Origin of the sequence: Paenibacillus sp. 1182 (assembly GCF_017833915.1) — a bacterium.
In the GTDB taxonomy this organism is placed as follows: domain Bacteria; phylum Bacillota; class Bacilli; order Paenibacillales; family Paenibacillaceae; genus Paenibacillus; species Paenibacillus polymyxa_D.
In genome coordinates, this window is the sequence record NZ_JAFICR010000023.1 from 38,993 (window position 1) to 62,922 (window position 23,930).

Annotated in this window: 25 protein-coding genes, 1 tRNA gene, 1 rRNA gene and 1 riboswitch; of the genes, 9 read left to right on the forward strand and 18 right to left on the reverse strand. The window is 45.6% G+C overall.

The window, feature by feature from the left end:
* Positions 1 to 39: 39 nt before the first annotated feature.
* Positions 40 to 579 (reverse strand): histidine phosphatase family protein, encoded by a 540-nt coding sequence (locus JOD82_RS28155; protein ID WP_029514930.1) that lies wholly within the window; start codon positions 577 to 579, stop codon positions 40 to 42.
* Positions 580 to 720: 141 nt separating this feature from the next.
* Here JOD82_RS28155 and JOD82_RS28160 point away from each other — a divergent pair, with 141 nt between their 5' ends.
* Positions 721 to 1,470, forward strand: coding sequence for an MBL fold metallo-hydrolase (locus JOD82_RS28160; protein ID WP_209950351.1), 750 nt, complete (start codon positions 721 to 723; stop codon positions 1,468 to 1,470).
* Positions 1,471 to 1,570: 100 nt separating this feature from the next.
* Here JOD82_RS28160 and JOD82_RS28165 read toward each other — a convergent pair whose 3' ends face one another.
* Entirely contained in the window at positions 1,571 to 2,077 is a 507-nt protein-coding gene (locus JOD82_RS28165) for a PTS sugar transporter subunit IIA (RefSeq protein ID WP_029514933.1), read from the reverse strand.
* A 438-nt stretch (positions 2,078 to 2,515) separates the two neighbouring features.
* Positions 2,516 to 3,022 carry a YwhD family protein gene (locus JOD82_RS28170; RefSeq protein ID WP_029514934.1) on the reverse strand — a complete coding sequence of 169 codons (507 nt, stop codon included), beginning with the start codon at positions 3,020 to 3,022 and terminating at the stop codon, positions 2,516 to 2,518.
* Positions 3,023 to 3,146: 124 nt separating this feature from the next.
* Here JOD82_RS28170 and JOD82_RS28175 point away from each other — a divergent pair, with 124 nt between their 5' ends.
* The 4 genes from JOD82_RS28175 (at position 3,147) to JOD82_RS28190 (ending at position 7,730) form a co-directional block, all read left to right on the forward strand.
* Positions 3,147 to 5,159 (forward strand): M1 family metallopeptidase, encoded by a 2,013-nt coding sequence (locus JOD82_RS28175; protein WP_209950352.1) that lies wholly within the window; start codon positions 3,147 to 3,149, stop codon positions 5,157 to 5,159.
* An 11-nt stretch (positions 5,160 to 5,170) separates the two neighbouring features.
* On the forward strand, positions 5,171 to 5,998 hold the full coding sequence (locus JOD82_RS28180) for a hypothetical protein (protein ID WP_029514937.1): 828 nt from the start codon (positions 5,171 to 5,173) through the stop codon (positions 5,996 to 5,998).
* Between the two features lie 276 nt (positions 5,999 to 6,274).
* A riboswitch (cyclic di-AMP (ydaO/yuaA leader) is annotated at positions 6,275 to 6,412 on the forward strand.
* 5 nt (positions 6,413 to 6,417) lie between these two features.
* Entirely contained in the window at positions 6,418 to 6,918 is a 501-nt protein-coding gene (locus JOD82_RS28185; protein WP_029514939.1) for a C40 family peptidase, read from the forward strand.
* Between the two features lie 305 nt (positions 6,919 to 7,223).
* Positions 7,224 to 7,730, forward strand: a complete 507-nt coding sequence (locus JOD82_RS28190) for a GNAT family N-acetyltransferase (RefSeq protein WP_209950353.1) — start codon at positions 7,224 to 7,226, stop codon at positions 7,728 to 7,730.
* A 78-nt stretch (positions 7,731 to 7,808) separates the two neighbouring features.
* Here the strand turns inward: JOD82_RS28190 and JOD82_RS28195 are convergent, their stop codons facing one another.
* Complete coding sequence (locus JOD82_RS28195; RefSeq protein ID WP_007428083.1) at positions 7,809 to 8,108, reverse strand: 4a-hydroxytetrahydrobiopterin dehydratase; 300 nt, start codon at positions 8,106 to 8,108, stop codon at positions 7,809 to 7,811.
* A gap of 117 nt (positions 8,109 to 8,225) precedes the next feature.
* Positions 8,226 to 8,519: a hypothetical protein gene (locus JOD82_RS28200; protein ID WP_013308186.1), complete on the reverse strand. Its 294-nt coding sequence runs from the start codon at positions 8,517 to 8,519 to the stop codon at positions 8,226 to 8,228.
* Positions 8,520 to 8,706: 187 nt separating this feature from the next.
* Here JOD82_RS28200 and motA point away from each other — a divergent pair, with 187 nt between their 5' ends.
* A complete protein-coding gene (motA, locus tag JOD82_RS28205) occupies positions 8,707 to 9,501 on the forward strand; it encodes a flagellar motor stator protein MotA (RefSeq protein WP_029514943.1) in 795 nt (264 codons plus the stop codon).
* Positions 9,494 to 10,321, forward strand: a complete 828-nt coding sequence (locus tag JOD82_RS28210; protein WP_029514945.1) for a flagellar motor protein MotB — start codon at positions 9,494 to 9,496, stop codon at positions 10,319 to 10,321. Before motA ends, JOD82_RS28210 begins: the two co-directional genes overlap by 8 nt.
* A gap of 134 nt (positions 10,322 to 10,455) precedes the next feature.
* Here JOD82_RS28210 and rluF read toward each other — a convergent pair whose 3' ends face one another.
* Both rluF and JOD82_RS28220 read right to left on the reverse strand, forming a co-directional pair.
* Positions 10,456 to 11,157, reverse strand: coding sequence for a 23S rRNA pseudouridine(2604) synthase RluF (gene rluF / locus JOD82_RS28215; RefSeq protein ID WP_029514947.1), 702 nt, complete (start codon positions 11,155 to 11,157; stop codon positions 10,456 to 10,458).
* A gap of 51 nt (positions 11,158 to 11,208) precedes the next feature.
* Positions 11,209 to 13,485, reverse strand: coding sequence for a PAS domain S-box protein (locus tag JOD82_RS28220; protein ID WP_209950354.1), 2,277 nt, complete (start codon positions 13,483 to 13,485; stop codon positions 11,209 to 11,211).
* A 329-nt stretch (positions 13,486 to 13,814) separates the two neighbouring features.
* Here JOD82_RS28220 and tadA point away from each other — a divergent pair, with 329 nt between their 5' ends.
* Positions 13,815 to 14,315: a tRNA adenosine(34) deaminase TadA gene (gene tadA / locus JOD82_RS28225; RefSeq protein WP_209950355.1), complete on the forward strand. Its 501-nt coding sequence runs from the start codon at positions 13,815 to 13,817 to the stop codon at positions 14,313 to 14,315.
* 60 nt (positions 14,316 to 14,375) lie between these two features.
* Positions 14,376 to 14,942 carry a GNAT family N-acetyltransferase gene (locus JOD82_RS28230; protein ID WP_209950356.1) on the forward strand — a complete coding sequence of 189 codons (567 nt, stop codon included), beginning with the start codon at positions 14,376 to 14,378 and terminating at the stop codon, positions 14,940 to 14,942.
* A gap of 86 nt (positions 14,943 to 15,028) precedes the next feature.
* Here JOD82_RS28230 and JOD82_RS28235 read toward each other — a convergent pair whose 3' ends face one another.
* From JOD82_RS28235 to rrf, 11 genes are all read right to left on the reverse strand, one after another.
* Positions 15,029 to 16,105, reverse strand: a complete 1,077-nt coding sequence (locus JOD82_RS28235; RefSeq protein WP_165150530.1) for a hypothetical protein — start codon at positions 16,103 to 16,105, stop codon at positions 15,029 to 15,031.
* A 199-nt stretch (positions 16,106 to 16,304) separates the two neighbouring features.
* Positions 16,305 to 16,460 carry a small acid-soluble spore protein P gene (locus JOD82_RS28240; RefSeq protein WP_029514956.1) on the reverse strand — a complete coding sequence of 52 codons (156 nt, stop codon included), beginning with the start codon at positions 16,458 to 16,460 and terminating at the stop codon, positions 16,305 to 16,307.
* A gap of 72 nt (positions 16,461 to 16,532) precedes the next feature.
* A complete protein-coding gene (locus JOD82_RS28245; protein ID WP_007428073.1) occupies positions 16,533 to 16,703 on the reverse strand; it encodes a hypothetical protein in 171 nt (56 codons plus the stop codon).
* 28 nt (positions 16,704 to 16,731) lie between these two features.
* Positions 16,732 to 17,073 (reverse strand): hypothetical protein, encoded by a 342-nt coding sequence (locus JOD82_RS28250; RefSeq protein WP_029514958.1) that lies wholly within the window; start codon positions 17,071 to 17,073, stop codon positions 16,732 to 16,734.
* Positions 17,074 to 17,217: 144 nt separating this feature from the next.
* Positions 17,218 to 17,306: transfer RNA gene (locus JOD82_RS28255), tRNA-Ser, on the reverse strand.
* 89 nt (positions 17,307 to 17,395) lie between these two features.
* Positions 17,396 to 18,679, reverse strand: a complete 1,284-nt coding sequence (gene serS / locus JOD82_RS28260) for a serine--tRNA ligase (RefSeq protein WP_025720034.1) — start codon at positions 18,677 to 18,679, stop codon at positions 17,396 to 17,398.
* Between the two features lie 35 nt (positions 18,680 to 18,714).
* Positions 18,715 to 19,281, reverse strand: coding sequence for a pyridoxal 5'-phosphate synthase glutaminase subunit PdxT (gene pdxT / locus JOD82_RS28265; protein WP_029514961.1), 567 nt, complete (start codon positions 19,279 to 19,281; stop codon positions 18,715 to 18,717).
* Positions 19,282 to 19,297: 16 nt separating this feature from the next.
* Positions 19,298 to 20,179, reverse strand: a complete 882-nt coding sequence (gene pdxS, locus JOD82_RS28270; RefSeq protein ID WP_025720037.1) for a pyridoxal 5'-phosphate synthase lyase subunit PdxS — start codon at positions 20,177 to 20,179, stop codon at positions 19,298 to 19,300.
* 131 nt (positions 20,180 to 20,310) lie between these two features.
* Positions 20,311 to 21,699: a D-alanyl-D-alanine carboxypeptidase family protein gene (locus JOD82_RS28275; RefSeq protein WP_165150528.1), complete on the reverse strand. Its 1,389-nt coding sequence runs from the start codon at positions 21,697 to 21,699 to the stop codon at positions 20,311 to 20,313.
* A 336-nt stretch (positions 21,700 to 22,035) separates the two neighbouring features.
* Complete coding sequence (guaB, locus tag JOD82_RS28280; RefSeq protein WP_013308172.1) at positions 22,036 to 23,493, reverse strand: IMP dehydrogenase; 1,458 nt, start codon at positions 23,491 to 23,493, stop codon at positions 22,036 to 22,038.
* A 346-nt stretch (positions 23,494 to 23,839) separates the two neighbouring features.
* Positions 23,840 to 23,930: ribosomal RNA gene (gene rrf / locus JOD82_RS28285) — 5S ribosomal RNA — on the reverse strand; the annotation flags it as partial.

Sequence of the window (23,930 nt, forward strand, 5' to 3'; positions counted from 1 at the left end):
GATTCCATTCTGCACTTATGTGAACGTGCTTTATTTATTTCAACCCCACACTCTGTGAATCTTGGCTTCTGCTTCTTTCAGTTCTAGCAAATACACGTCGGGATTCGAAAGCTTTTTCCAGTCCTCAAACCCAAACTGCGGATCGTAATGTCGAATGAGAAGAGATAGTAAAGCTCCATGAGTTACAATGATAACCGTTTTTTCCGCCCGCTCTATAAGCTCCTGAACAAGCTGGATTCCTCGATCTACTGCTTCACGGGATGATTCCCCTCCCTCCAGCTTCAAGTCCTCGTCCAAATAGGTCTGTTCCAGCACGTCCAGCCAATGATCCAAATGCTCATGGCTAAGTACCCGTTCTTGAAGACGTACATCAGTATACACCTGCAACTGTTTCCGTTCAGCCAAGGGCTGAATGGTTCGCACGGCCCGTTTCCACGGGCTGGACACAATATATTCCACACCTACATTCTCCATAAAATCAACCAACTGCTCAGCTTGTCGGGTACCCTCATCGGTAAGTCGGGCATCTGGTTCCTGTCCTGTTGCTTGGGCATGTCTGACAAAATAAATTCTCTTCACGTCATCACTCCTAACTGTCACACAAATTTAAAATTCTACATATTTACAAATAATTATTTTTATGATATAGTATAGGTTTACATATTTATGTTTAATGATACGATTCCTTTGTATTACATCAACTCTTATGGGAGGGATTCGATGCAATTAGACAAGGGAATACACATGCTCCAGGTTTCTGCTAACATTATGGGAAGTATAGAGAGTATTCACCCGACTTTAGTGTGGGACGAAGATAACATGATTTTAGTTGATACGGCTTACCCCGGGCAACTCTCACTTTTACATGAGGCTATTCTAGACACCGGATTAGCAATCCATAAACTTACCTCTATATTAATAACACACCAGGACCTTGACCATATCGGCAGTTTAGCAGATATAGTCCGAGCCTCTTCATCCCCAGTTCAAGTATTAGCCAGTTCTATCGAAAAGCCCTATATACAGGGGGAAAAACAGCTTATAAAGCTGACTCCAGAAGCAATAGATCAAGCTGTAAGCTCCATGCCCGAATCCGTTCCGGTAGAGTGGAGACACGCATTCCGGCGTACACTTGAAAATCCCCCAAAGGCTATTGTAAACTCCACCATCGTTGCCGGAGAGAAACTGCCCTTCTGTGGGGGGATCGTAGTTATAGATACTGCTGGACATACACCAGGACACCTAAGTTTCTATTATAAATCCAGTCAAACCCTGATTGCAGGAGATGCTCTACGCGTGGTAAGCGGCAAATTACTGGCTCCAGACCCGCAATATTGCTGTGATTTCAATATGGCCAAAGAATCTCTTAAAAACCTGCTGCCATATGATATTAAAAAAGTGGTCTGCTTTCATGGAGGGCTGTACGAAGGCAATTGTAATCAGCGGATATCTGAAATATATGAATCCTAACCTTTGATTTACATGGTCGTACCCACCCCTTGACTGGTCAGTGAATCATCTAAAGAAAAGACTAACCAGGAATTCCTGGTTAGTCTTTTTTGAATGAGAACTAGGCTTTTAAGTGAACTCTTAATACAGGTACTTCTGGAGAGGCAGATGTACCTTCCAGGATTTCCACATGGCTAATCATCTCTTGCCCATCTGGAACGATTACCGGCGTAATTACAGGCAATCCACCCTGTTGAATCGCATCCAGGTCAAACTCCATCAATAATTGCCCAGCTTTAATGCTATCTCCTACTTGGACATGAGGATTAAACCCTTGTCCTTTGAGAGAGACGGTATTAATCCCGACATGTATCAAAACTTGTACGCCGGATTCATGTTCAATAATCAGAGCATGCTTACTTTTCTCCATGACATGGGCAACTTTTCCCGCGAAAGGAGCGGTGACCCTACCCTCAGACGGATGAATAGCGATGCCATCCCCCATAGCTTTCGTAGAGAACGCAGGATCTGGAACCTCCTCCAGGGAAACCACTTTTCCTTTGATTGGTGCTATCATTTCGAATTCTTCAATACGAGGAGCCGCCTTCTTTTTCAACCATTTAAACATAACGATGCCACCTTATTTAGAGATTACATTCATAAACAGTAAATAGGACTTAACTACATCTTTCAAGGAACCGGTTCCACAAAATGAATAGAAAGAAGAGTGGAAGCGATTTCTATCTGAATTATAGTGAATGCCTTTCCAGGATGTCAAGGAGCTATCAGTTCATAACTACATATCTGTTACAATAATTTTCATGTAACTTGGAGGTGCTCTAACAAATTGCGGATTTAAGTGTTTTATCTCTTAAAAACAAATTTTTTATAGTATACTTTTCCAGCAATTTCTTTGATGATCATGTTTGGCATGTTCATTCAGCATTGCTTACCTACATGAAAAAGAAGTAGACCGCCCCCAACCAAGGTATCGGTCTACTTCTGAACCTTACTGCCGACTGCTCTTTAAGCAGTTGTGTACACTGGAATCGTGTTAACGCTTGGCCTACCCTTCCAGCGCTTGCTTCAATTCCTCAGGCGAAGCGTCCCACCATTCCTCGTTATGCGAAATGAGCAGGCTTTTGAGCGCTGCCTTATCTTCGCTGCCGAGATCCTCCAGCATGAAACGACGCTTGAGCGCGTAATCCATACGGTTGACGTGATCGGCGAGGATTTTCCAGCCGCGTTTGGCCTCGTCGTCAATCAGCATCTCGCAGGCGGTGGCGCCGCCGTACATACGTCCTTCGGCTGTACGGTCCACAGCTACCCATACGAGCCATACCTGGCGTCCGTTCGGTACGTCCTCTTTATTCGTAGAGAACTTGATACCACGTTCTACTTTACTTTTGGCATGCATGGCACCGATATCAATTTTCGCCTCTCCTCGGTCAATGATGACCGGTGACATGCTGTTCAGGTCAATTGAGCCTGCGCCGAAACCCTTATGTTTACTCTTGCCACTGACAATGTTCAGTGCAATCTGTTTTTTGCCGTCCGGCTGATTTTCACTCATGCGTCACTAGACCTCCATTTTCCGTCTTCACACTCATTCTACACTATAAATATTTTAACTAATAATCTCCTGAAAGCAAACATATACATGCTGTAGATGCTTGTCAACGGGAGGTATCCATTGTATGACCCCAGCACGCACTAAAATCGTTTTATTGTCTACACTAGCCCTCGGTCTCCTCGCAGGGACGTTATGGTTTGCCTGGCAGCCCCAATCGCAATCCGACCCGCAGTCCATAGGCCAACCACTATACGGCTCCCTGTCTGAGTCTGCGCTTGCCCCAAATGTGGGCAAGCCTCTAGGGGCAAACATCCTGCCTGACCTGCCCAAGAACCCTCCACAACCCGCTACAGAAATCCTCAGCAAACGGGTGGTAGAGTACCACATTGATGTATCTCTGGAAAAGGGACAGGTTTTGCGAGGCACTGAGACACTGACCTGGAAACATCCGGGCAAGAAAACCGTGAATGATCTGTATCTTCATCTATACCCGAACGCCTTCTCTTCCATGGAAACCACCTTTATGAAGGAATCCGGTGGAAAGCTGCGCGGAGACACCATGCCCAAAGACGGCTTTGGCTCTATGACGCTGACTGAACTAAAAACAGAAGACGGTTTATCCCTCATGCATCGCATCCAATATGTGCAGCCAGATGACGGTAACGCAGGCGACCGTTCGCTCATGAAGGTGCGTCTACCCAAGCCAGTACGAGGTGGCGAAGAAATCACATTATATATGAAGTTTGAGGTAAAACTGCCTGCCATCTTTGCTCGTATGGGTGGGACAGATGATTTTGTAATGGCAGGACAGTGGTTCCCGAAGCTCAGTGTCTACGAGACTGCAGGGCAGCGTGGACGCGCCGAGGAGGGCTGGAACCTCCACCAGTATCATGGTAACTCCGAGTTTTATGCCGATTTTGGAATTTACAGCGTACGGATTCGGGTGCCTGAAACTCATATCGTAGCAGCGACCGGATTTCCCACCCGTGGTGCCGTCCGACAGAACGGACAAAAAATATATCAATTTTATGCCGATGATGTACACGATTTTGCCTGGTCCGCTTCACCCAACTTTGTAGCCGTAGAAGAACCCTTTTCTTCTGCTGAAGTCCCTGGTGTCAAAATCAAGCTCTACCTTGACCCATCGCACAAGGAGCTCAAAGGACGCTATATGAGCGCAGCGAAGGCCGCTCTTTTGTACTACAGCAAATGGTACGGGCCTTATCCATATTCCACCCTGTCCATCGTGGTTCCACCTAAATCAGGCAATGGAGCTGGCGGCATGGAGTATCCGACACTCATCACGGCCGCTGCTGCGGGTAATCTCAATCCTGGCTATAGTCTGGAACGGACATTAGTTCATGAGATTGGACATCAATATTTCTATGGAATGGTAGCCAATAATGAATTTGAGGAGCCGTGGCTGGATGAAGGCTTCACCTCCTATGCAGAGGAGCGACTTATGGAGCAAGAATATGGGCTTACCCCCAACTTGCCATTACAATCGGGACAGGTATCCTCCCCACAGCCGCTAAACCGTGAGTCATGGAAGTACGGCTCGGCTGCTGAGTACGCGCAAAATGCCTACTCTCGAGGCAAGCTGGTACTACGGGGCATTGAACGTCAGGTGGGTATGAAAAAAATGGATCGCATTATGCGGACCTACGTCCAGACGTACCGATTTAAGCATCCGTCCTCACAGGATTTTCAACGTATCGTGGAGAGAGTCACCGGACGCTCATGGAGCCACTATTTTGAACAGTATGTATATGACGGCCAGATGGCGGACTTTTCAGTGGATCACATCACAAACCACAAGCTGGAGAATGGATATGAAGCAGTCGTAACGGTCAGCAAAAAAGGGGCGGATTATCCCAAGATCCCTGTCCAATTTACCTTCAAGGATGGAACCAAGAAATTCAAGGCTTGGGACGGCGCGGGCAAAAGCACAACTTTTCGGATCAAAAGTACTTCTCCCGTTTCCTATGTAACCCTTGATCCCCTATATACCATTGCACTGGAGAACAAGCATATTAACAATACCCTAAAAGCCGAATTGGACGAAAAGCAACAAACCCGTTGGAGTATAAGTGTAACCAAGCTGCTGGAGACACTGCTTGGAAGTCTGTCATGGTGAGGTGTCTATAGATGCGGACTGTTATAAAAGAGGGCTGGGCGCTGGTGCGCATACGATTTTATATCGTTATCATTTTGTTTCTGTATCGATTACTGTGGGGGGTGTTTCTCTATCGGCTGGTACAATCTGCCGTTATCCCGCTACTGCTCCGTTATCCTGATCAGGGTCAAAACGAGCTGGGACAGACCTTGTTTTGGATGGAGAGCCAGATTGCTCTGATGGACAGCCGGGAAGTACATGTGTATTTGTGGATACTACTAGGGGCGACTGTACTACGCATACTGATCACTCCCTTCATTAGAGCCGGAATATATCAAAGCCTGCATACCGATGCGACTGAGCCGCAAAGCCTGTCCTTTTTCAAAGGTATGAAACGCCATGGCATGTCGTCGCTGTTGTATTACATCATCGAGTTGGGACTGCTGCTGATTCCCGCCTTTTGGGTAGTACCGAGACTCTACCCTATTGTAGCAGGTACGCTTCAATCTCCCTCTTACCTGCTGCACTTGTTGCCCTATGCCATGGGATGGATGGCATACGGATGGTTCATTCGGCAGTGCATCCTGTATATGCAACTAGGCACTGTCGGTGGTCACGCCATACTATCGTCCCTGCTCGCCTTCTTTCGCCAGCTTCTCCCAGCTGTCGGTATATCCCTTTTGCTCGGTGCTTGTGTGCTGCTGGTCTTCGGTCTATTTGGCACCGTGGCGATGATTTGGACTGGCATGCTCGCGCTCATTCTCCAACAATCGTATCATTTTGTTACTAGTCTGGTCAGGCTGTGGCATATCAGTTCGCAGTACAGACTATGGCATACCGATATCTCCAGTAGAAGCTAAGCCCTTCCTTTATGTTAATCACTTCATTTCCGTCTGTCGAAAAAACTTTATGCATAACCGCGCAAACGGCACATAACTGAATACTGTTAACAAGATCTGTTCCTGGGACATTAGGAGCAGATTTTTTTTGTAACTTTTTGCAATGAAACATTTGCCAAAGCCAGCCGACTTTGTTACAATAATCGCAGTGAACTGATAGTAACAACTTTGTAATCTTTATTGTAACCTTTATCTCAAAAATATCGTTATTGTGAATACTGCTCTCCAAGGTGCACATCTTAAGTAAAGCCTAATTCCTGGCACCTAGGAAGCGGGGGAACCAGTTTGGGTGAATTGATCTCGCAACAGAGTGGTCATAGGGGAACCTTCTACCGAATCCTTAAGCTAACCTCGCAGGCATTGGAAGGGGTATATTTTTTTTGAAGAAGAAGCTAACGATCGCAGCTATGAGTCTTGCCATTGCCTTTACATCTTTTACATTCGGTGGCGGCAGTGCATTTGCAGACTCCAAGATGGACCAGGTCATCCAAGATGCCAAAGGAACGAACTACAGAAGCGGAGGCACTACACTCGAGGGATTCGATTGCTCCGGCTTCACAATGTATGTATTCAACAAACTGGGAATTAAACTTCCGCATCAATCTGGATCACAATTCAAAATGGGATCTTCTGTATCCCGCGATGAAATGAGGCCTGGGGACCTGGTGTTCTTCAACACCACAGGAAGAGGCATTTCCCATGTAGGTATCTTCGTAGGTGAAGGGAAATTTGCCCACTCCTCGACTTCACGTGGTGTAGTAGTTAGCTCACTGAACGAAAATTATTACGCTAACCGCTATGTCGGTGCAAAAAGAATTATGAGCACAGACGCTTACCATTCTGTAGCTTCAGATATTCCTGATGACGATAACGTAGAATAACTAACGCACAGCAAGCTAACCCTAGCCGCAATTTGATTCTGGCCGGAATCGAATTGCGGTTTTTTATGTCCACAACATCAGCAATGATTATCTTTACTGACGAACTGACACCTCAAAAGGTTTCAATTTTAGCGAACATCGTCGGTTTTACCGTCACCGCTGGGGGAGCATATGAGCAGTAATTCCTTCTTATTGAATGTATACCCGACTTAGGTATGAAATAAACACGCTTGCCATTCCCCTGCAACTTGTCTACAATCTGTTGTTAATGATTGAAGTACCTGTGTAAAAGGAGGATGGAACACATGCCGGCCTCAATATCCAACTATCGGATCGTACCGATGGACGAGCATCAAGCGGCTGCAATCTGTGAGTGGCGCTATGATCCACCTTATAACATATACGGTTGGCTCCCCTGGGAACAAATGAAGGCGCTTGAAGTCGAATTTGGGAGTCCCACGCTTCGCCAAGAGCAATATGTTGCCGTACTGGATGAAGAGAACAAGCTGACAGGATTTGCTCAATATTTTCCTATGATCGGTGTGACCCGGCTAGGTCTTGGAATGCACCCTGACAGATGCGGACATGGCAAAGGATCAGATTTTGTCCGTGCCATTGCAGAGGAAGCCCAACGACGCAACCCGAAGAATGAAATTGATCTAGAGGTGCTCACTTGGAATGGGCGCGCTATTCGGGCCTACAAGGCGGCTGGATTTGAGCTTACAGATACCTATGAACGCCAGACTCCCGATGGCAAAAAACCGTTTTATTGTATGGTATATCGTCCAGACCACCCAACCCAGGTTCTATGATAAAAGCGCCTTCGGCATACAACCACGATGTTGTATAGCGAAGGCGCTTTTATCATCATACGACAGATCATTACAAGCTCAATGACTGCTACGCATTTTTTCAAAAGCTTCATTATATTGTTGGGCTTCCTTAATATCCACGGCCATAATACCGCCATCGTCCCAAGAGGTCAAACGCAGAGTCACGGTCTTGTAATCAATCGTAATAAATGGATGATGATTGAATGCTTCAGATATAGCGGCAACTTCATCCACGAATGCAATCCCTTTCATAAAACTGGAAAAATTATATTTCCGAACGATCCAACGTCCTTCCTCCAGCTCCCAGCCCTCCAGTTTCTCCAGATGTGCTTCAATCTCTTCTTGTGTAAAAGGCATGTTACGAACTCCTCCCCGTTTATACGGAAGCCTTTCGACCGCTTAAATACGGCCAAAACTACGATATATTGGTGTACATATTACCACGGCCCCGTTGATAAATCCATAAGACGGACCTCAAATCAAAGGGACTGACGTCAGCTCCTCGTCCCCAATCAGTACATAGATACGATGCTGCTCCGGCTCATAGATCACAACGCCACTCCCTACAGTGATTGTGGGCTCTGTACCCAGTGCATAAAATAAGTCTTCTGCCAAAGCTTCATTGACTTCCTGACGTCCCGCCGGGTCCAGCCTGTCCCAATCTTCTGCTTCCATCTCAAAAAATTCATAGCTATCTGGGATGCGCCCCACAGCCTCTGTCAAATCGTTCAAAATTTGTTCATACTCACGTCCATGCTTTACTCCCATGCCATTTCCTCCAATGGTTCCGCCATTCAATACATAATCACCTTATTATACCGGAAATTCGCACTTAACAAAAAAGAGAGTTTTGTCGATAAATACTATAATCCGTCTTGTAATGACGCGCTTGGGGCAAGGACGACCCCGGCGGCATGAAAGGATTCAAAATCTATTCTCATGGATGAGGTGTATCATGCAAATTTCAACCATTATCGGACTTGTGCTCGGGATTTTGTCACTGGTCGTCGGGATGATCTTAAAAGGCGCTCCGGTCGTCAATCTGGTCAATAATCCCGCTGCTTACATGATTATTTTCGTCGGAACGGCAGCGAGTATATTTATGGCCTTCCCGATGGCAGAAATCAAACGGATTCCGAAGCTGTTCAAGGTTATTTTCACCGAACAAAAACTGTTAGACCGCAAAGAGCTCATCGGTACGTTTACCGAGTGGGCATCCATTACCCGTCGTGAAGGTCTGCTCGCCTTGGAATCCAAGGTAGAGGAAATCGACGATCCCTTTATGCGTGGCGGCATGCGAATGATTATTGACGGCAATGATCAGGAATTCGTACGGGACGTTCTAATGGAGGATATCAATGCCACCGAGGATCGACATCGCTCTGGCGCGCTGATCTTCTCCCAAGCCGGTATGTACGCTCCAACGCTCGGGGTACTCGGTGCGGTTGTAGGTCTGATCGCCGCTCTGGCCGACCTTAGTGACATGGAAAAGCTCTCTCATGCCATTGCAGCAGCCTTCATTGCGACGTTGCTCGGTATTTTTACAGGTTATGTCCTGTGGCATCCGATGTCCAACAAGCTGAAACGGTTATCCAAAAAAGAAGTCGAGCTTAAATTAATGATGGTCGAAGGTCTGCTTTCCATTCAATCGGGGATATCGACGATCGCCATCAGTCAGAAACTGACGATCTTCCTGACTCCGACCGAACGGGCTACGATGACCCAGAAGGATGGCGATTCCAGTGAGTAAAAAGAGACATGAACCGCATGAAGAGCATGCTGACGAAAGCTGGCTGTTGCCATATTCCGACTTAATGACCCTTCTGTTGGCTCTTTTCATTGTCTTATTCGGTATGAGCTCGCTCGACGCCAAAAAATTTGAAACTATGGCTCAATCCCTGAGTGCAGCTTTTAATGGCGGCACTGGCGTGCTGGATCACTCAGCCGCGAATCCGTCGTCACAATCCATGGATATGGGCAAAAATAAAGAACAAGTGTCACAACCCGTAAAATCGAAAGCTACTTCTACCTCTGAACTGCAAAAACAGCTGGCCCAACGGGAAGAAGAGGATTTAAAAAAGCTTAAAAAACAGATGGATCAATACATTCAAAATAACGGCCTGACCCCGTTGCTGAATACCAAGCTAAACCAATCGCAACTAATGATCACCATTAGTGATAATGCCTTGTTTTCATCCGGGCAGGCCGAAGTAAAGCCGGAAGCAAGAAAGCTGGCCAAGTCCATTTCTAGTATGCTCCAGCAGTTCCCTGGCTATGATGTTATCGTATCGGGTCACACGGATAATGTACCGATCTCCAACAGCCAGTTCCCGTCCAATTTTGATTTGAGCGCCAAGCGCTCTCTGAATTTCTTGCGTATCTTGTTGCTCAATCCAGATCTCGACCCAACCAAGTTTGTATCCATCGGTTATGGCCAGTATCGTCCATTGGCAAGCAATCAAGATGGTCAAGGACGCTCTAAAAACCGTCGTGTTGAAATATCTGTTCTCCGCAAATATCAGAACGGGACACAAGTCATCAGTCCTACCTCAAGCTCGAGTGAAGGTTGATTATGCATATGTTATATGAACAAAGGCACCGCCGCATTTTTATGCAGCTGGTGCCTCTTTGTTTAGTGCTTCCTGTACTTTGCCCTTTCAGATACGACGATCATACGCTCTAGGCTATACGAGCCCCTCTGGCATTAGCTAAGCGTATAATCGAGCATCTGACCAAGCTCCAGCTTCTCAGCCTCTGTCAGATCACGCCAGGCACCTTTCTGAAGGGACCCCAACCGAATATTCATGATTCGCAGCCTTTGCAGTTTTTTAACTTCATAACCGAAGGCTGCACACATACGCCGGATCTGACGATTTTTCCCTTCAGTCAGGATAATACGGAATACATACTCAGATACACGCGTCACCTCACAAGGTAGCGTCCGCTGACCGAGTATTTTCACCCCGCTAGACATGCCCTGCACAAAAGACGGTACGACAGGGCGGTCCACTGTTACAATATATTCTTTCTCATGCTTGCCTTCTGCCCGTAGAATCTTATTCACAATGTCTCCATCGTTGGTAAGTAAAATGAGACCTTCCGAATCCTTATCCAGGCGTCCAATCGGGAATATCCGCTGCGGGTGCCCCACAAAATCAACAACATTGCCTCTAATGTGGCTCTCCGTTGTACTTGTAATGCCCACCGGTTTGTTCAATGCAATATAGACGTGATCAGACTTATCGCGCAGTGGCTTGCCGTTCACGCGAACATCATCGCCTTCTTCCGCTTGACTACCCAGCACAGCCACTTCGCCGTTAATCGTCACGCGACCGCTCTCTACCAGCTTGTCTGCCTCCCGGCGCGAGCAAAAACCGGTTTCGCTGATAAACTTGTTAATGCGCAACCTGTGTACCCTCCATTTCTACTAACACACTTCCTCCTGCGCCCCAGCCCGTTACTCCGGCTTGGCAATCGGAAGCTGCACCAGGGCTGTCGTTCCCTCTCCCTCTGTGCTTTCAATATCCAGTGTGCCTTTATGACTCTGTATAATACGCTGGCTGACCATAAGTCCTAGTCCTGTACCTGTTTCTTTGTTTGTGAAAAAAGGTTCTCCCAACTTGGACAGCATTTCTGCGGGAATACCCGCTCCCTGGTCCCGTATGAAGATTTTAACGTTTTCTCCCTCCAAGAACAAATGAATCGTGATGATGCCACCTTTACTCATAGCCTCCATGCTATTTTTAAGTAAATTAATGAATACTTGCTTTAACTGATTTTCTTCAGCGTATACCAGGGCAGGCTCGTCCGTGACCTGAAGGTTGAATACAATGCCCAGCAGATGCGCCTGACTATCTAGTAAAGAAATCACGTCGCTCACAATATAACGAACATCTTTTTTCTGAAAATGCACTGCCTGTGGCTTCGCCAGTATTAAAAACTCGCTAACGATCAAATTAATGCGATCCAGCTCAGACATCATAATATCGTTGTGTTTCATATTCAACACTTGATTTTGCTGCTGTAGTTGGAGAAAGCCACGTAGCGTGGTTAGCGGATTACGAATCTCATGCGCTACGCCTGCCGCCAGTTGCCCGACGGTTGTCAGTTTCTCTGATCTGCGCAACAACTCCTCCATCCGGTTGCGACCCGTGATATCACGCGACACGCAGATAAACCCCAAAATCTGGCCTTCTTCATCCAGAATAGGCGATGTGCTCATACTAATCTCTACTGTACTTCCATCCTTCCGCATTCTAAGGGACTCACTTGATACGATGCTCTCTCCCTGAAGCAGGCTCTTCTTCTGAAATTCATATTCCTCCTGTTGCTGTGGAGGTACAAATTCCAACTTACGACCAACCAATTCTTTCTTGGTCCAGCCGTACAAAGCTTCAAAGGCATGATTGACCCGAACGACGCGATCCTCCTCGTCGGTTACATGAATCGCATCTGCTGTCTGATTAATAACCGATTCTAGATGTTCCTTTACAGAACGGTTCTCTTCATACATCTGCTCGAGTCTTCTCGTGTACATCCCTAGGTTGTAGGCCATCGCATTGATGCGCTCACCCAACTGTGCAAGCTCATGACCACCTTTTATTTCTAGCCGTGTATCAAAATGACCGTCAGCCATCTCATTCACTTTCCCCAGAATCGACTGAATTGGGCGGACAAACAGACTTGCCAGCACATAGCTTCCAATGATCACCACCTCTAAAAGGACAATGGAAATGGCAATTAAACTTATCAATTGCTTGGAAATAACAGAAGTGATCGTATCATAATTCATAACAATACGGATAACATAGGCATCACGATTAGCCGGATAAAAAGGTATGTAACTGACGAGAACCCGCTCACCTTTAATATAGCAGTCTTGTACAATACTCTCCCCCGAGAGGATAGCTCTGGACACGGCCAAACGATCTTCCTGCACCCTTGTTAGTTGATACGTGCCGAATTGGATCGGTTTGTTGTACATGTAATAGTATTTCGAATCGTTTCCGTTCTTGTCCATCGAAGCGCCACCAAAGGTTGCAGGGTTAATTCCTGTAATCTCCATGATGCGATAATCCACTTGTTGAGTTTGCTTTACGATCTCATCGGGGCTCAGGATGGTTATGAAATTTTGTACTGAAGTATCCTGAAAGGAAATCCGAATTAAGTAGTTACGTTTTTGATCATAATAAAATCCCCATTTGTTAATATCTGAGGAGTCTGAACCGGTGTAGTCAAATGACCCCGTCCAAAAATGATCCAGTTTCTGACCTTGCACCATTGCAGCCTGTCCGTGCTCATATAATTGGTCAACTGCATTTTTCCAATACCCTGTCAATGGATCAGATGGCGTTACTTCTTTTGGATCCGAGGATTTAACAACCTTATACCCCTGCCCGTCTCGAATCATCAAAGAAATATTAGTATCTCTGTGGAGTGAGGCCACCTTTTGAAGCTGTTCCTGCTGAATATTTCGGATGTCAGGACCGAGTTGATTGGCAGCCAACGTGGCAGAAAGCCACAGATTATATCCGAGCTGCTTGTCAACGGCCTCCCAGCTATGTTGGGTTTGTTCGATAGCTCCTCCGATAATTTTAGCCGTCAGAACCATTTTAGTTTCACTGTCACTTCTTAGATTTTCGTGGGTCGTGTAATAATTGAGTGCGATGTTTAATAAAAGGATAAACAGGACGGACCCCGACAAAATGATCGTTATTCTGATTTTTATCGACACACTGATTTCTCACCTCTTGCCGTATGCTGGCGATTACTGGCAATTGCTAACTCAATGATACCGTAATAGTGCCTGTGATACCAGCATTTACATTTACCGGATATACATAAATACACACCTTGTGTACAGTATTGTCAATAGACAAGGGTTTGCCTACAATATAAGAAGATAATCATCCACAAGTAGTCCACAAATACACAGATTTTATTATAAACTGTGGATAAACCTGTGGACAAGTGCCGTGTTATCCACAATTTTATTCACATCATGTTAACAACGGAATATTTGTTCGTTGGATAATTCCGCGTTTTGAAAGGAGCATTTTCCCAGTGACCACCATGGATCACGCCTATTGGATGAAAGAAGCCATTCAGGAAGCGTATAAGGCAGAAATGTTAGGTGAAGTCCCCATCGGGGCTGTCATCGTAAAAGATAATGAAATCATCGGTCGCGGCTACAATTTGCGCGAGACGGATGCTGACCCAACCGCACATGCAGAGATGGTTGCCATTCGTCAGGCCAGTGAGTACCTAGGCGCTTGGCGCCTACTGGATTGTAGGCTGTATGTCACTCTGGAGCCGTGTCCAATGTGCGCCGGAGCCATTGTTCAATCACGGGTTCCCCATTTGATATACGGAACTACAGATCCCAAGGCAGGCTGCGCAGGCACGCTGATGAATTTATTACAGGAGCCTCGGTTCAATCATTGTACAGAAGTAACTAGTGGTGTACTGCAGGAGGAATGCGCCTCGCTGCTAACGAACTTTTTTCGGCATCTCCGGCAAAAAAGAGCGGTAGCCAGATTGTCTCCTCCCCCATCCTCATCCTGAGGGGGAAAAGTCCAAAACACTTCATCTTATTGCTAATTCCCCATGGAAGGAGATCAATCCATGCCTATGAGCTTGTATAATACGCCTCAAGGTATCTTTTTACGGCCATTTAGCTTGGCGGATAGCGAAGCCCTTCTCGCCCTTAGGATGCGAAATAGGGAGTCACATGCGCTGTACGAGCCGCTTTACGAGGATTCATTTTTCACATTAGAGAAACAGCAGGATTACATCCGTCAGAGGCTGCGGCAAGCCGAAGAGGATCGAGGGTACACGTTCGGCATCTTTCTCTTAAAGGAAGAGCGACTTATCGGTTATGTTTCCATTTCCAATTTAGTACGTGGAGTTGGACAATTCGCTGATATCGGCTACATGATGGATCATCATGAACAGGGTAAAGGACATATGACTGCTGCCTTGAAGTTGACCATACAATATGCCTTTCGTGCCTTATCTCTACATCGTCTCCAAGCGGGTACTCTTTTGCATAATGATCGTTCACAACGTGTATTAGAAAAGTGCGGATTCCAGCCAGAAGGCATTGCTCGCAAGCTTGTACAGATTCAGGGCACATGGCAGGATCACCAGATGTTTGGACTTTTGGCTGAGGATGACGTGTGGCAGAGCTAAATGACTGCACAGGGACAACTTAACAGTAAACAAAAAACCGCTCGGCATAAGCCGGGCGGTTTTCTTACAATCATGTTATCCCATACTTAAGGAGCAACAGTTTGCATTTTTTGTTGCAGTTGTTCCATCGTCAGGACTTGATCAGCTGTTGGAATACCTACTTTAAATGCTGCTTTAGCATTGATTTTGTTGTATTGCGTGTAGCCTGTTACAGACAATTTTACATTGTCTTTTGTAGCCGGATCATTCATCTCTACATTCGCATTCAGGTCTTGATACACAGGAATGTTATCCTTGTTCAAAGCTGTGTTAATGTCAAACTGCTTCACTGTCAAGTAGTTTTTCAACTCATCCAGCTTTTTGCTAACTTCACTGGTGTTAGATTGCAGTTCTTTCTTCGCTTCAGCCAGCTCTTCCTTCTTCACTTGAAGCATGCTAGCATATTCGTCCTTAGACATTATATCAAGGACTTTAGGAAGCGCCTTAGTGATAAATGTATTGGTTGCTTGCTTCACGTTGTCGTTCGTTATTTTAAACTGAACTACTTGTTTAGCTTCAACGCCTTGTGGCAACTTAGCGTCTTTAGGATCAATATCAAAGAAGTACGTAGCTTGATCATACTCGTTCATAATAGCAGCGATCACTTCATTCGCAAATTTCTGCGATTTTTCTTGATCCATAGCTGCAGGGTTAAATTCTTGTCCCGATTGTTTAGCCAGTTCTTGTGGATCAATGATCAGGAATTTACCTACAACATCCTGTGGAAGCGGGTAAAATGGAATATTAGGAATTTTAACGTACAGTTTATCTTTAGTCATCACCATTGGAATCGTGAAGCTGGTGGAAAGATCACCTTTCAAATGAATGCCGAGCGTCATTTCAGATTGGAAAGGTTCTTTTTGATATACACCATCCAGCGTAATATCAGCATTTTTCAGCATACTGGTTATCATTGCACTTTGTTCACTTGGTAAAGTAGCAGATGAAATTGTCAGATCCTTAACGGTAAATTGACTTTTGGATTCATAAGAATTCAACTTCATTGCATTTGCAGTACCGGTCGTAACTGCTTCCTTCGGTTCTAACTTCTTGCTACAACCTACCAGGGCTACCGTCAAAAGCAACACCATAGTGAGTACCAAGACGGATAACTTTTTACTCATTGTGTAGATTCTCTCCTCTCGTAATTAACCCCTTTTTTTATGCTAACAAAAAAATACACACCTCCTATTTTAACTCATATTCTCAAACAGCGAAACACTTATTGGAAAATTTTCTTACAATAAGCACAAAGACACCCTGGTTCTCCTAACCAGGGTGTACTATCGATGCAATATATTTTTAGGAGAAAGGTCTTCCTGCTTATGAACCTTCTCTGTTATGATGATCCACGTGATTCCGCTGTTTCACCTTCTTGGAACCAGATAACGGCTCCTGCTGATGACTACGCTCACGCTTTTCGTTACTTCCACCAGAATCCTGTGCTTCAGGGACAGGAATGGCTTTAGGCTTGCCCATTTATGCATCCTCCATTCTCAGTCTATATTTGTGGTACATCAACAAATCCGTTTATTACCATTTAAAATAGGACTATAGATGGTGTAGATCTTCCGTTTTATCGTGATTTAGTGAATCCTGATGACGGCGATCATTACGATCCTGCTGCACTTGCTGTGCCTGATGACTATTAACTGGACGTTGCTCCAAATCATCAACAATGTTAGACAGGTTTTTATCCAGTCCGTTTTTGGCTTTTGTCATGTAGTCTTCCTCCTCATTCCTTCATGACCTACGAGTGCGTCAATGACTGTAATGTTTGGGCACATTGGTGAATATGCCGAGTATAATCGGACACTAACTGCTGAATGATATCTGTTCGTTCATCCACAGACTGTCCGTCCCGTTCTACATCGACTAAGCTAACCTGTACTTCCCGAGAGTCTACATAAGTACATGCAAAATCAAAGGAGTACATTTGCCGGCCTTCTACCTCGATATGGATTCGTATAGCCCGGTTGTCGGCTTCATCTGCTTGTACTTGTGATTTGTCCCCTGAATTCAAAAGAATCGGCAGTTGTTCCTGCCAGGCCTCTACCAGCTTTTGCTGATCTACTGTCATTTCTCGATTCATGCCAGCACCTCCACATCTGATAACGTGTGAAAAAAACGAGCTTTTTATACAACAAAAAAGCCATTCCCCACGATTCCTGATCATTGGCGTATAAAGGCCAATGTACCAGCTATCGTATTCGAATGGCTTGGTTTATTTAGAATATGGCGGAGAGGATGGGATTCGAACCCATGTGGAGTTGCCCCCTAACGGTTTTCAAGACCGCCCCGTTATGACCGCTTCGGTACCTCTCCAGGTGGTAAATGGATAAAGCTGCTTCCCCTTTAAACATACTCAGGCGCAACAAAATTATTTTACCACAGAACTTCTAAGAATGCAACACTTACTGTTTAGGAGCGATAACCTCAATGCCTCGCATGTATGAACGTAGCACTTCTGGGATCACGATGCTTCCGTCCTCTTGCTGATAGTTCTCCAAAATAGCAGCCACCGTCCGCCCTACAGCCAAACCTGAACCGTTCAGCGTATGTACAAATTCAGGCTTTGCCTTCGAATCTGGACGAAACCGGATGTTCGCCCGACGCGCTTGGAAGTCCTCCGTATTTGAACAAGAAGAAATTTCGCGGTACATGCCACTCTCAGGCAACCATACTTCCAGATCGTACGTTTTGGCAGACGTAAAGCCCATATCTCCAGTGCAAAGTGCCAGCACGCGATATGGAAGTCCGAGCAGTTGTAGAACACGCTCAGCGTTATTCGTCATTTTCTCCAATTCTTCATAAGAGGTATCCGGGTGAACCAGCTTAAGCATCTCTACCTTATTGAACTGATGCTGACGGATCAGGCCACGTGTATCACGTCCCGCTGATCCTGCCTCCGAGCGAAAGCAAGAGCTGTATGCCACATAATATTTCGGAAGCTGTTCCGCATTCATGATCTCTTCACGGTGGTAGTTCGTTACCGGAACTTCAGCCGTAGGAATGAGATAATACTCCGTATCACGCAGCTTGAACAAATCTTCTTCAAACTTCGGAAGTTGGCCCGTTCCGTACAAGCTGTCCCGATTTACGATGTATGGAGGAAGCATTTCTTCATAACCATGCTCACTGCTGTGCAGATCCATCATAAAGTTAATCAGCGCACGCTCTAGTCTTGCTCCCAGTCCTTTGTAGAACGTAAAACGAGAACCCGTTACCTTGGCTGCTGCTTCAAAATCAAGAATATCTAGATCCTGAGCCAACTCCCAATGCGCTTTGGGTGTAAAAGAAAACTCGCGCGGCTCCGACCAGCGACGGATTTCTACATTATCCTCTTCCGATGCGCCAACAGGTACTGTTTCATTGGGAATATTGGGAATAGACATCACCAATTCGTCGATCTGAACTTCCAGTTCGCGTACTTGCTCATCTAATTCTTTGATACGATCGGAGACTTGACGCATTTCTGCAATAAGATCATCCGCATTTTCCTTATTCTTCTTCAACTTGGCTACTTCACCGGATACCACGTTCCGACGATTTTTGAGCCCTTCACTTTCCTGAAGTAACTCACGACGGCTTACATCCAGATCTGTAAAACCATTAATCAGATCCAGAGATTTTCCCCTGTTCTGCAAAGCTTTCTCAACCCGACCAAGCTCATTACGTAAAATCTTTATATCTAACACAGGTAATCCCTCCTACACTACAAACCTGACTTTCACTATTCGCGGACCATATCCACAAAATATTGATGTAACCGGTAATCGTCTGTTAACTCCGGATGGAAGGATGAAGCCAGCAAATGACCCTGACGGGCTGCCACGATCTCGCCGTTATACTCAGACAGCACATCTACTCCCGTTCCAACAGACTGTATTAATGGTGCGCGTATAAATACGGCACGAACCGGTTCCTCAATCCCTTTAATGTTCAAGTCTGTTTCAAAGCTCTCTCTTTGGCGACCAAATGCATTACGCGATACTGTAATATCCATGAGTCCCAAATGTGCTTCTTCCTGTCCTTGAATCGTTTTAGCCAGTACAATCAATCCTGCGCAAGTGCCAAATACAGGCTTGCCTTGATTGGAAAACTGACGTATAGCCTCTATAAAGTCATACTTGCGCATTAGCTTACCGATAGTGGTACTTTCACCACCGGGAATGATAAGACCGGACAGCTCATCGAGCTGTTCGATCTTCTTCACCGCTATACCTTCCGCACCCGCACGTTCAACGCTTCGTATATGTTCAGCTACAGCGCCTTGCAGCGACAATACACCTATTTTCATGCCGGTCCCTTCTTTCTTACCAACCACGATCCTGCATGCGCTCATGCGGTGCCAGTTTGGAAATTTCAATGCCTTTCATAGGAGTTCCCAAATTCTTGGAAACTTCTGCGATCAGCTTGTAATCCGTATAATGAGTGGTCGCTTCCACGATTGCCCGTGCAAACTTCTCAGGGCTATCCGACTTGAAAATACCAGAACCTACAAAGACGCCATCAGCGCCTAAATGCATCATTAACGCGGCATCAGCAGGTGTTGCTACACCACCCGCTGCAAAGTTAACCACTGGCAGCTTGCCAAGCTCATGCACTTCTAACAGCAGTTCATATGCAACACCGAGGTTTTTCGCTTCTGCATACAGCTCGTCCTTCGACAAGTTTTGCACCTTGCGAATTTGACCATTGATAAAGCGCATATGACGAACGGCCTCAACAATATTCCCAGTTCCCGGTTCACCCTTCGTACGGATCATAGATGCACCCTCACCAATGCGACGCAGCGCTTCTCCCAGATCCTTGGCTCCACAAACAAATGGAACGGTGAACTCCCGCTTATCAATATGGAAAACTTCATCCGCAGGTGTCAATACTTCGCTCTCATCGAGATAGTCAACACCGAGAGATTCCAGTACCTTTGCCTCTACAAAGTGACCGATGCGAGCCTTAGCCATAACAGGAATAGAAACAACCTTCATAACTTCTTCCACAATCGTTGGGTCAGCCATACGAGCAACCCCACCAGCTGCACGGATATCCGAAGGTACCCGTTCAAGAGCCATTACAGCTGTAGCTCCTGCTGCCTCTGCAATTTTAGCCTGCTCAGCGTTCATGACATCCATGATTACGCCACCTTTTTGCATCTCTGCCATACCTCTTTTTACACGCGAAGTTCCCGTTTCCATGTCGTTGCCTCCTGTAAGGGTTACGTTTAGATTCTAACTAAATATTTTACCGCACCAATGCCAAATACACAATCATTTCAAGCTGCAAAATAAGTAATGAAAAACAAGGTAGGTCGCTTAGCTTTGCTTATTTAGAAGAGATTCTTAATTCCTTGGAACATATCTCCGAAGAAATCACCGATTGCCCGGAAAAGCATTCGGAACCAGCCGCCCTCTTCTACTGCTGTCGTAGTAACCAGATCAACGGTTTTCGTCTGCCCTTTATCCACACCGTCTGTCTTGTACGTGTACGTAATGGTTCCGACTTTGGCCCCTTGCTTCAAAGGTGCTACAAGAGAGCTTGCTGGTGTAATGTTCGTTGTAAAGGTTACCTTGGGATTGCTCGCACCCTTGGGTACGATAAAACTTACTGCATCTTTTGTAACGATCGGCACTTCTGTTTCCGTACCTTTGGTCACTGGCACATTCTCAACACCCTTAACCACCGTCTTTGGGGCAATAACCTGCTTCACTTCAAAATTATCAAAACCATAGTTCAGCACTTTAGCTGTCTCTGTAAAACGGTGTGCATCTGAATCAGCTCCCATAACTACACTGATGAGACGCATTCCATTGCGTTCAGCGGTTCCTGTAAAACAGTTGCCAGCATTGGCCGTATGGCCTGTTTTCATCCCGTCTAAACCTGGGTAAGCAAACTTTCTAAAGTTAGTAATATTTTTGTTTGCTTCCAGCATCCAGTTATAGTTAATAATCGGCGCCTTGTCAGTAGGACGGAATTTGTAAGATTGAATTGTCGTGAATCGTGTGTAATCCGGATGATCTTTAATGATGTAACCAGCCAGAGTAGCTGCATCTCTCGCTGTCATCACCGTTTCCCGGTCTGTATCCGGCTGGAAGCCTTTCGGCATATCACCACGGTCCAAACCAGTCGAGTTGATAAAATACGTATTTTTCATGCCCATTTTCTGAGCTGTTTCATTCATTAGTTTTACAAAATCCTGCTCAGTTCCGGATACGCGTTCAGCAAGGGCTACTGTTGCATCATTAGCAGAACCTACCGCCATGGCAATATAAAGCTCTTCTACCGTATGTTGATCCCCTTGAGCCAAAAAAATACGTGATCCAATGCTCTTAGAAGCATTCTCGTTAACCGTAACCTTATCCGTCCACTTGAGTTTGCCTTGCTTAACCTGTTCAGCCACGATGTATTCTGTCATCATTTTAGTCATACTTGCTGGTGGAAGTGGCTCATCTGGATTCATAGACAGCAATACTTGCCCCGTGGAAGGCTCGATCAAAATGGCAGAACGTAGTGCCAGACTAGGGGGGTTAATAGAACCTGTCCCCGTAATATTGGTTGCCTGTGTTGCCGCTCCAGCTGCAAAAGTAGCCACGCTCGGATCGAAATTGCCTACAACAGGCAATGCCGACATATACATCATATTGAGCACCATGACTGCAGTCACGCTCTTTTTAATCATGCTGCGTTTTGTATTTTGCTTTAAATTGTTCGCTTTCAAATGAATACAAACTCCTCTCGTACCTCAACCCGATCCGTTATGTACAACGAGACGGTGGTTACAGCCTCTACTTGGCCAATGTAATTAATGTTTTAGTGTTAAAATCCAGTTCCATTTCGTTTTATTTCGTTTTCTTAGTTGTATCCTGTCATGAGCATTTTCTGCTCGAATCTTCTTTACTGGTAGGAATCGTCCAAAAGACCTACGTGCCCTAATTCGTCAATAATTTCGTCATAAAGGCGGACACTTGTCTATTCTATCACAGGGGTATCTCTAAAAAAAGACAGGCAGAGCGAAATACGCTCTGCCTGTCGTCAAGTCTACTACAGCCGAACTTTATAGAGAGTAGTTTGGTGCTTCTTTCGTAATTTGCACATCATGCGGATGGCTCTCACGCAGACCAGCACCTGTAATACGGATAAAGCTTGTATCGTTACGAAGCTCCTCAATATTAGCTGTACCGCAATAACCCATACCGGAACGAAGACCGCCCAACAGCTGATGGACAGTGTCGGAAAGTGGTCCTTTATAAGCAACGCGTCCTTCAATGCCTTCCGGTACCAATTTCTTGTCGTCATCTTGGAAATAACGATCTTTACTACCTTGCTTCATCGCAGCCATAGAGCCCATACCACGATATACTTTAAAGCGGCGTCCTTGATAAATTTCAGATTCGCCCGGGCTTTCTTCCGTACCTGCAAAAAGACTTCCCAGCATTACCGCAGAAGCGCCTGCCGCAATGGCCTTTGTAATTTCACCGGAGTATTTAATACCGCCGTCTGCAATAATCGGAATATTATATTCACGTGCTACTGTTGCACAATCATAAATTGCTGTTACTTGTGGAACACCTATCCCTGCGATTACGCGTGTTGTACAGATGGAGCCTGGACCAATACCGACTTTTACGACCGATGCTCCTGCTTCAATCAATTCGCGCGTTCCGTCTCCAGTAGCTACATTACCTGCTACAATCGTCAGATCAGGATAAGCTTCACGCAGCTTGCGGACCGCTTCAATGATGTTAATATGATGGCCGTGAGCAGAGTCCACAACAATCATATCCACACCCGCTTTTACAAGTGCTTCAGTCCGATCAAATGTATCCTTGGAAATACCAACAGCCGCACCGACCAGAAGACGACCTTGTGCATCTTTCGCTGCGTTCGGAAATTGAATAGCTTTCTCAATATCTTTAATGGTGATAAGACCTTTGAGATAATTTTCATCATCAACCAAAGGGAGCTTTTCAATCTTATGCTTTTGCAAAATGACTTCCGCTTCCTGTAAAGTCGTACCTACAGGTGCAGTTACCAGTTCTTCCTTCGTCATGACTTCACTGATTTTAAGGTTAAAATCGTGAATAAAGCGAAGATCACGGTTAGTAATAATACCCACCAGTTTGTTTTCTTCGTTTACAACAGGTACACCAGAAATACGGTATTTACCCATAACTGCTTCAGCATCAGATACCAAATGATCCGGAGTCAATGAGAATGGATTGGTGATAACACCGCTCTCAGAACGTTTAACCCGATCCACCTCTACCGCTTGCTGTTCAATCGACATATTTTTATGAATAATACCGATACCGCCCTCACGAGCCATCGCGATTGCCAACACTGCCTCAGTAACAGTATCCATACCAGCACTCATCAAAGGAATATTCAGCTTTACGTTATCACTCAAACGTGTCGCCACGCTTACTTCTTTGGGCAGAACCACCGACTTGCGAGGTACCAGCAAAACATCGTCAAAGGTAAGGCCTTCCTTACCGAATTTATCTTCCCACACCAAGATGATCCTCCTTCAAATTGTTTAGTCTGTATTGGTCTTGTTGTCTGTCCGACATGGACAAATCAAGGCTCTCTGAAAATATATTATTGCAATCTTAGCAAAGCGGTATAGGGGTGTCAAGCCTTCAACAATAGCCCTAACCTTTAGTATTTCCCTGTACAAACAACTGTACTCCTACGGAGGACAACCTTTAAAAATAAGCGTTTTTAAGAGTAATAGCTATTCACAAGAGCGTATCTCTTCTTTGAATGCGCAGCATAGAAGCAATTATACAAGTGGTTTGTACCCTAATATACCAAAGAGGACCATGATCTCATTGAGATCATGGTCCTCTTTACTTGTTGCTTGGCGACGTCCTACTCTCCCAGGACCCTGCGGTCCAAGTACCATCGGCGCTGGAGGGCTTAACGGTCGTGTTCGGGATGGGTACGTGT

What these genes read in the sequence shown, in the direction of transcription:
- motA (WP_029514943.1), top strand. Translation starts at nt 8,707, where the DNA reads ATGCAAATTTCAACCATTATCGGACTTGTGCTCGGGATTTTGTCACTG.
- JOD82_RS28245 (WP_007428073.1), bottom strand. Translation starts at nt 16,703, where the DNA reads ATGACAAAAGCCAAAAACGGACTGGATAAAAACCTGTCTAACATTGTT.
- pdxT (WP_029514961.1), bottom strand. Translation starts at nt 19,281, where the DNA reads ATGAAAATAGGTGTATTGTCGCTGCAAGGCGCTGTAGCTGAACATATA.
- JOD82_RS28195 (WP_007428083.1), bottom strand. Translation starts at nt 8,108, where the DNA reads ATGCCTTTTACACAAGAAGAGATTGAAGCACATCTGGAGAAACTGGAG.
- JOD82_RS28160 (WP_209950351.1), top strand. Translation starts at nt 721, where the DNA reads ATGCAATTAGACAAGGGAATACACATGCTCCAGGTTTCTGCTAACATT.
- JOD82_RS28235 (WP_165150530.1), bottom strand. Translation starts at nt 16,105, where the DNA reads ATGAGTAAAAAGTTATCCGTCTTGGTACTCACTATGGTGTTGCTTTTG.
- JOD82_RS28170 (WP_029514934.1), bottom strand. Translation starts at nt 3,022, where the DNA reads ATGAGTGAAAATCAGCCGGACGGCAAAAAACAGATTGCACTGAACATT.
- JOD82_RS28180 (WP_029514937.1), top strand. Translation starts at nt 5,171, where the DNA reads ATGCGGACTGTTATAAAAGAGGGCTGGGCGCTGGTGCGCATACGATTT.
- JOD82_RS28165 (WP_029514933.1), bottom strand. Translation starts at nt 2,077, where the DNA reads ATGTTTAAATGGTTGAAAAAGAAGGCGGCTCCTCGTATTGAAGAATTC.
- JOD82_RS28240 (WP_029514956.1), bottom strand. Translation starts at nt 16,460, where the DNA reads ATGGGCAAGCCTAAAGCCATTCCTGTCCCTGAAGCACAGGATTCTGGT.
- JOD82_RS28200 (WP_013308186.1), bottom strand. Translation starts at nt 8,519, where the DNA reads ATGGGAGTAAAGCATGGACGTGAGTATGAACAAATTTTGAACGATTTG.
- pdxS (WP_025720037.1), bottom strand. Translation starts at nt 20,179, where the DNA reads ATGGAAACGGGAACTTCGCGTGTAAAAAGAGGTATGGCAGAGATGCAA.
- JOD82_RS28230 (WP_209950356.1), top strand. Translation starts at nt 14,376, where the DNA reads ATGCCTATGAGCTTGTATAATACGCCTCAAGGTATCTTTTTACGGCCA.
- JOD82_RS28190 (WP_209950353.1), top strand. Translation starts at nt 7,224, where the DNA reads ATGCCGGCCTCAATATCCAACTATCGGATCGTACCGATGGACGAGCAT.
- JOD82_RS28175 (WP_209950352.1), top strand. Translation starts at nt 3,147, where the DNA reads ATGACCCCAGCACGCACTAAAATCGTTTTATTGTCTACACTAGCCCTC.
- JOD82_RS28250 (WP_029514958.1), bottom strand. Translation starts at nt 17,073, where the DNA reads ATGAATCGAGAAATGACAGTAGATCAGCAAAAGCTGGTAGAGGCCTGG.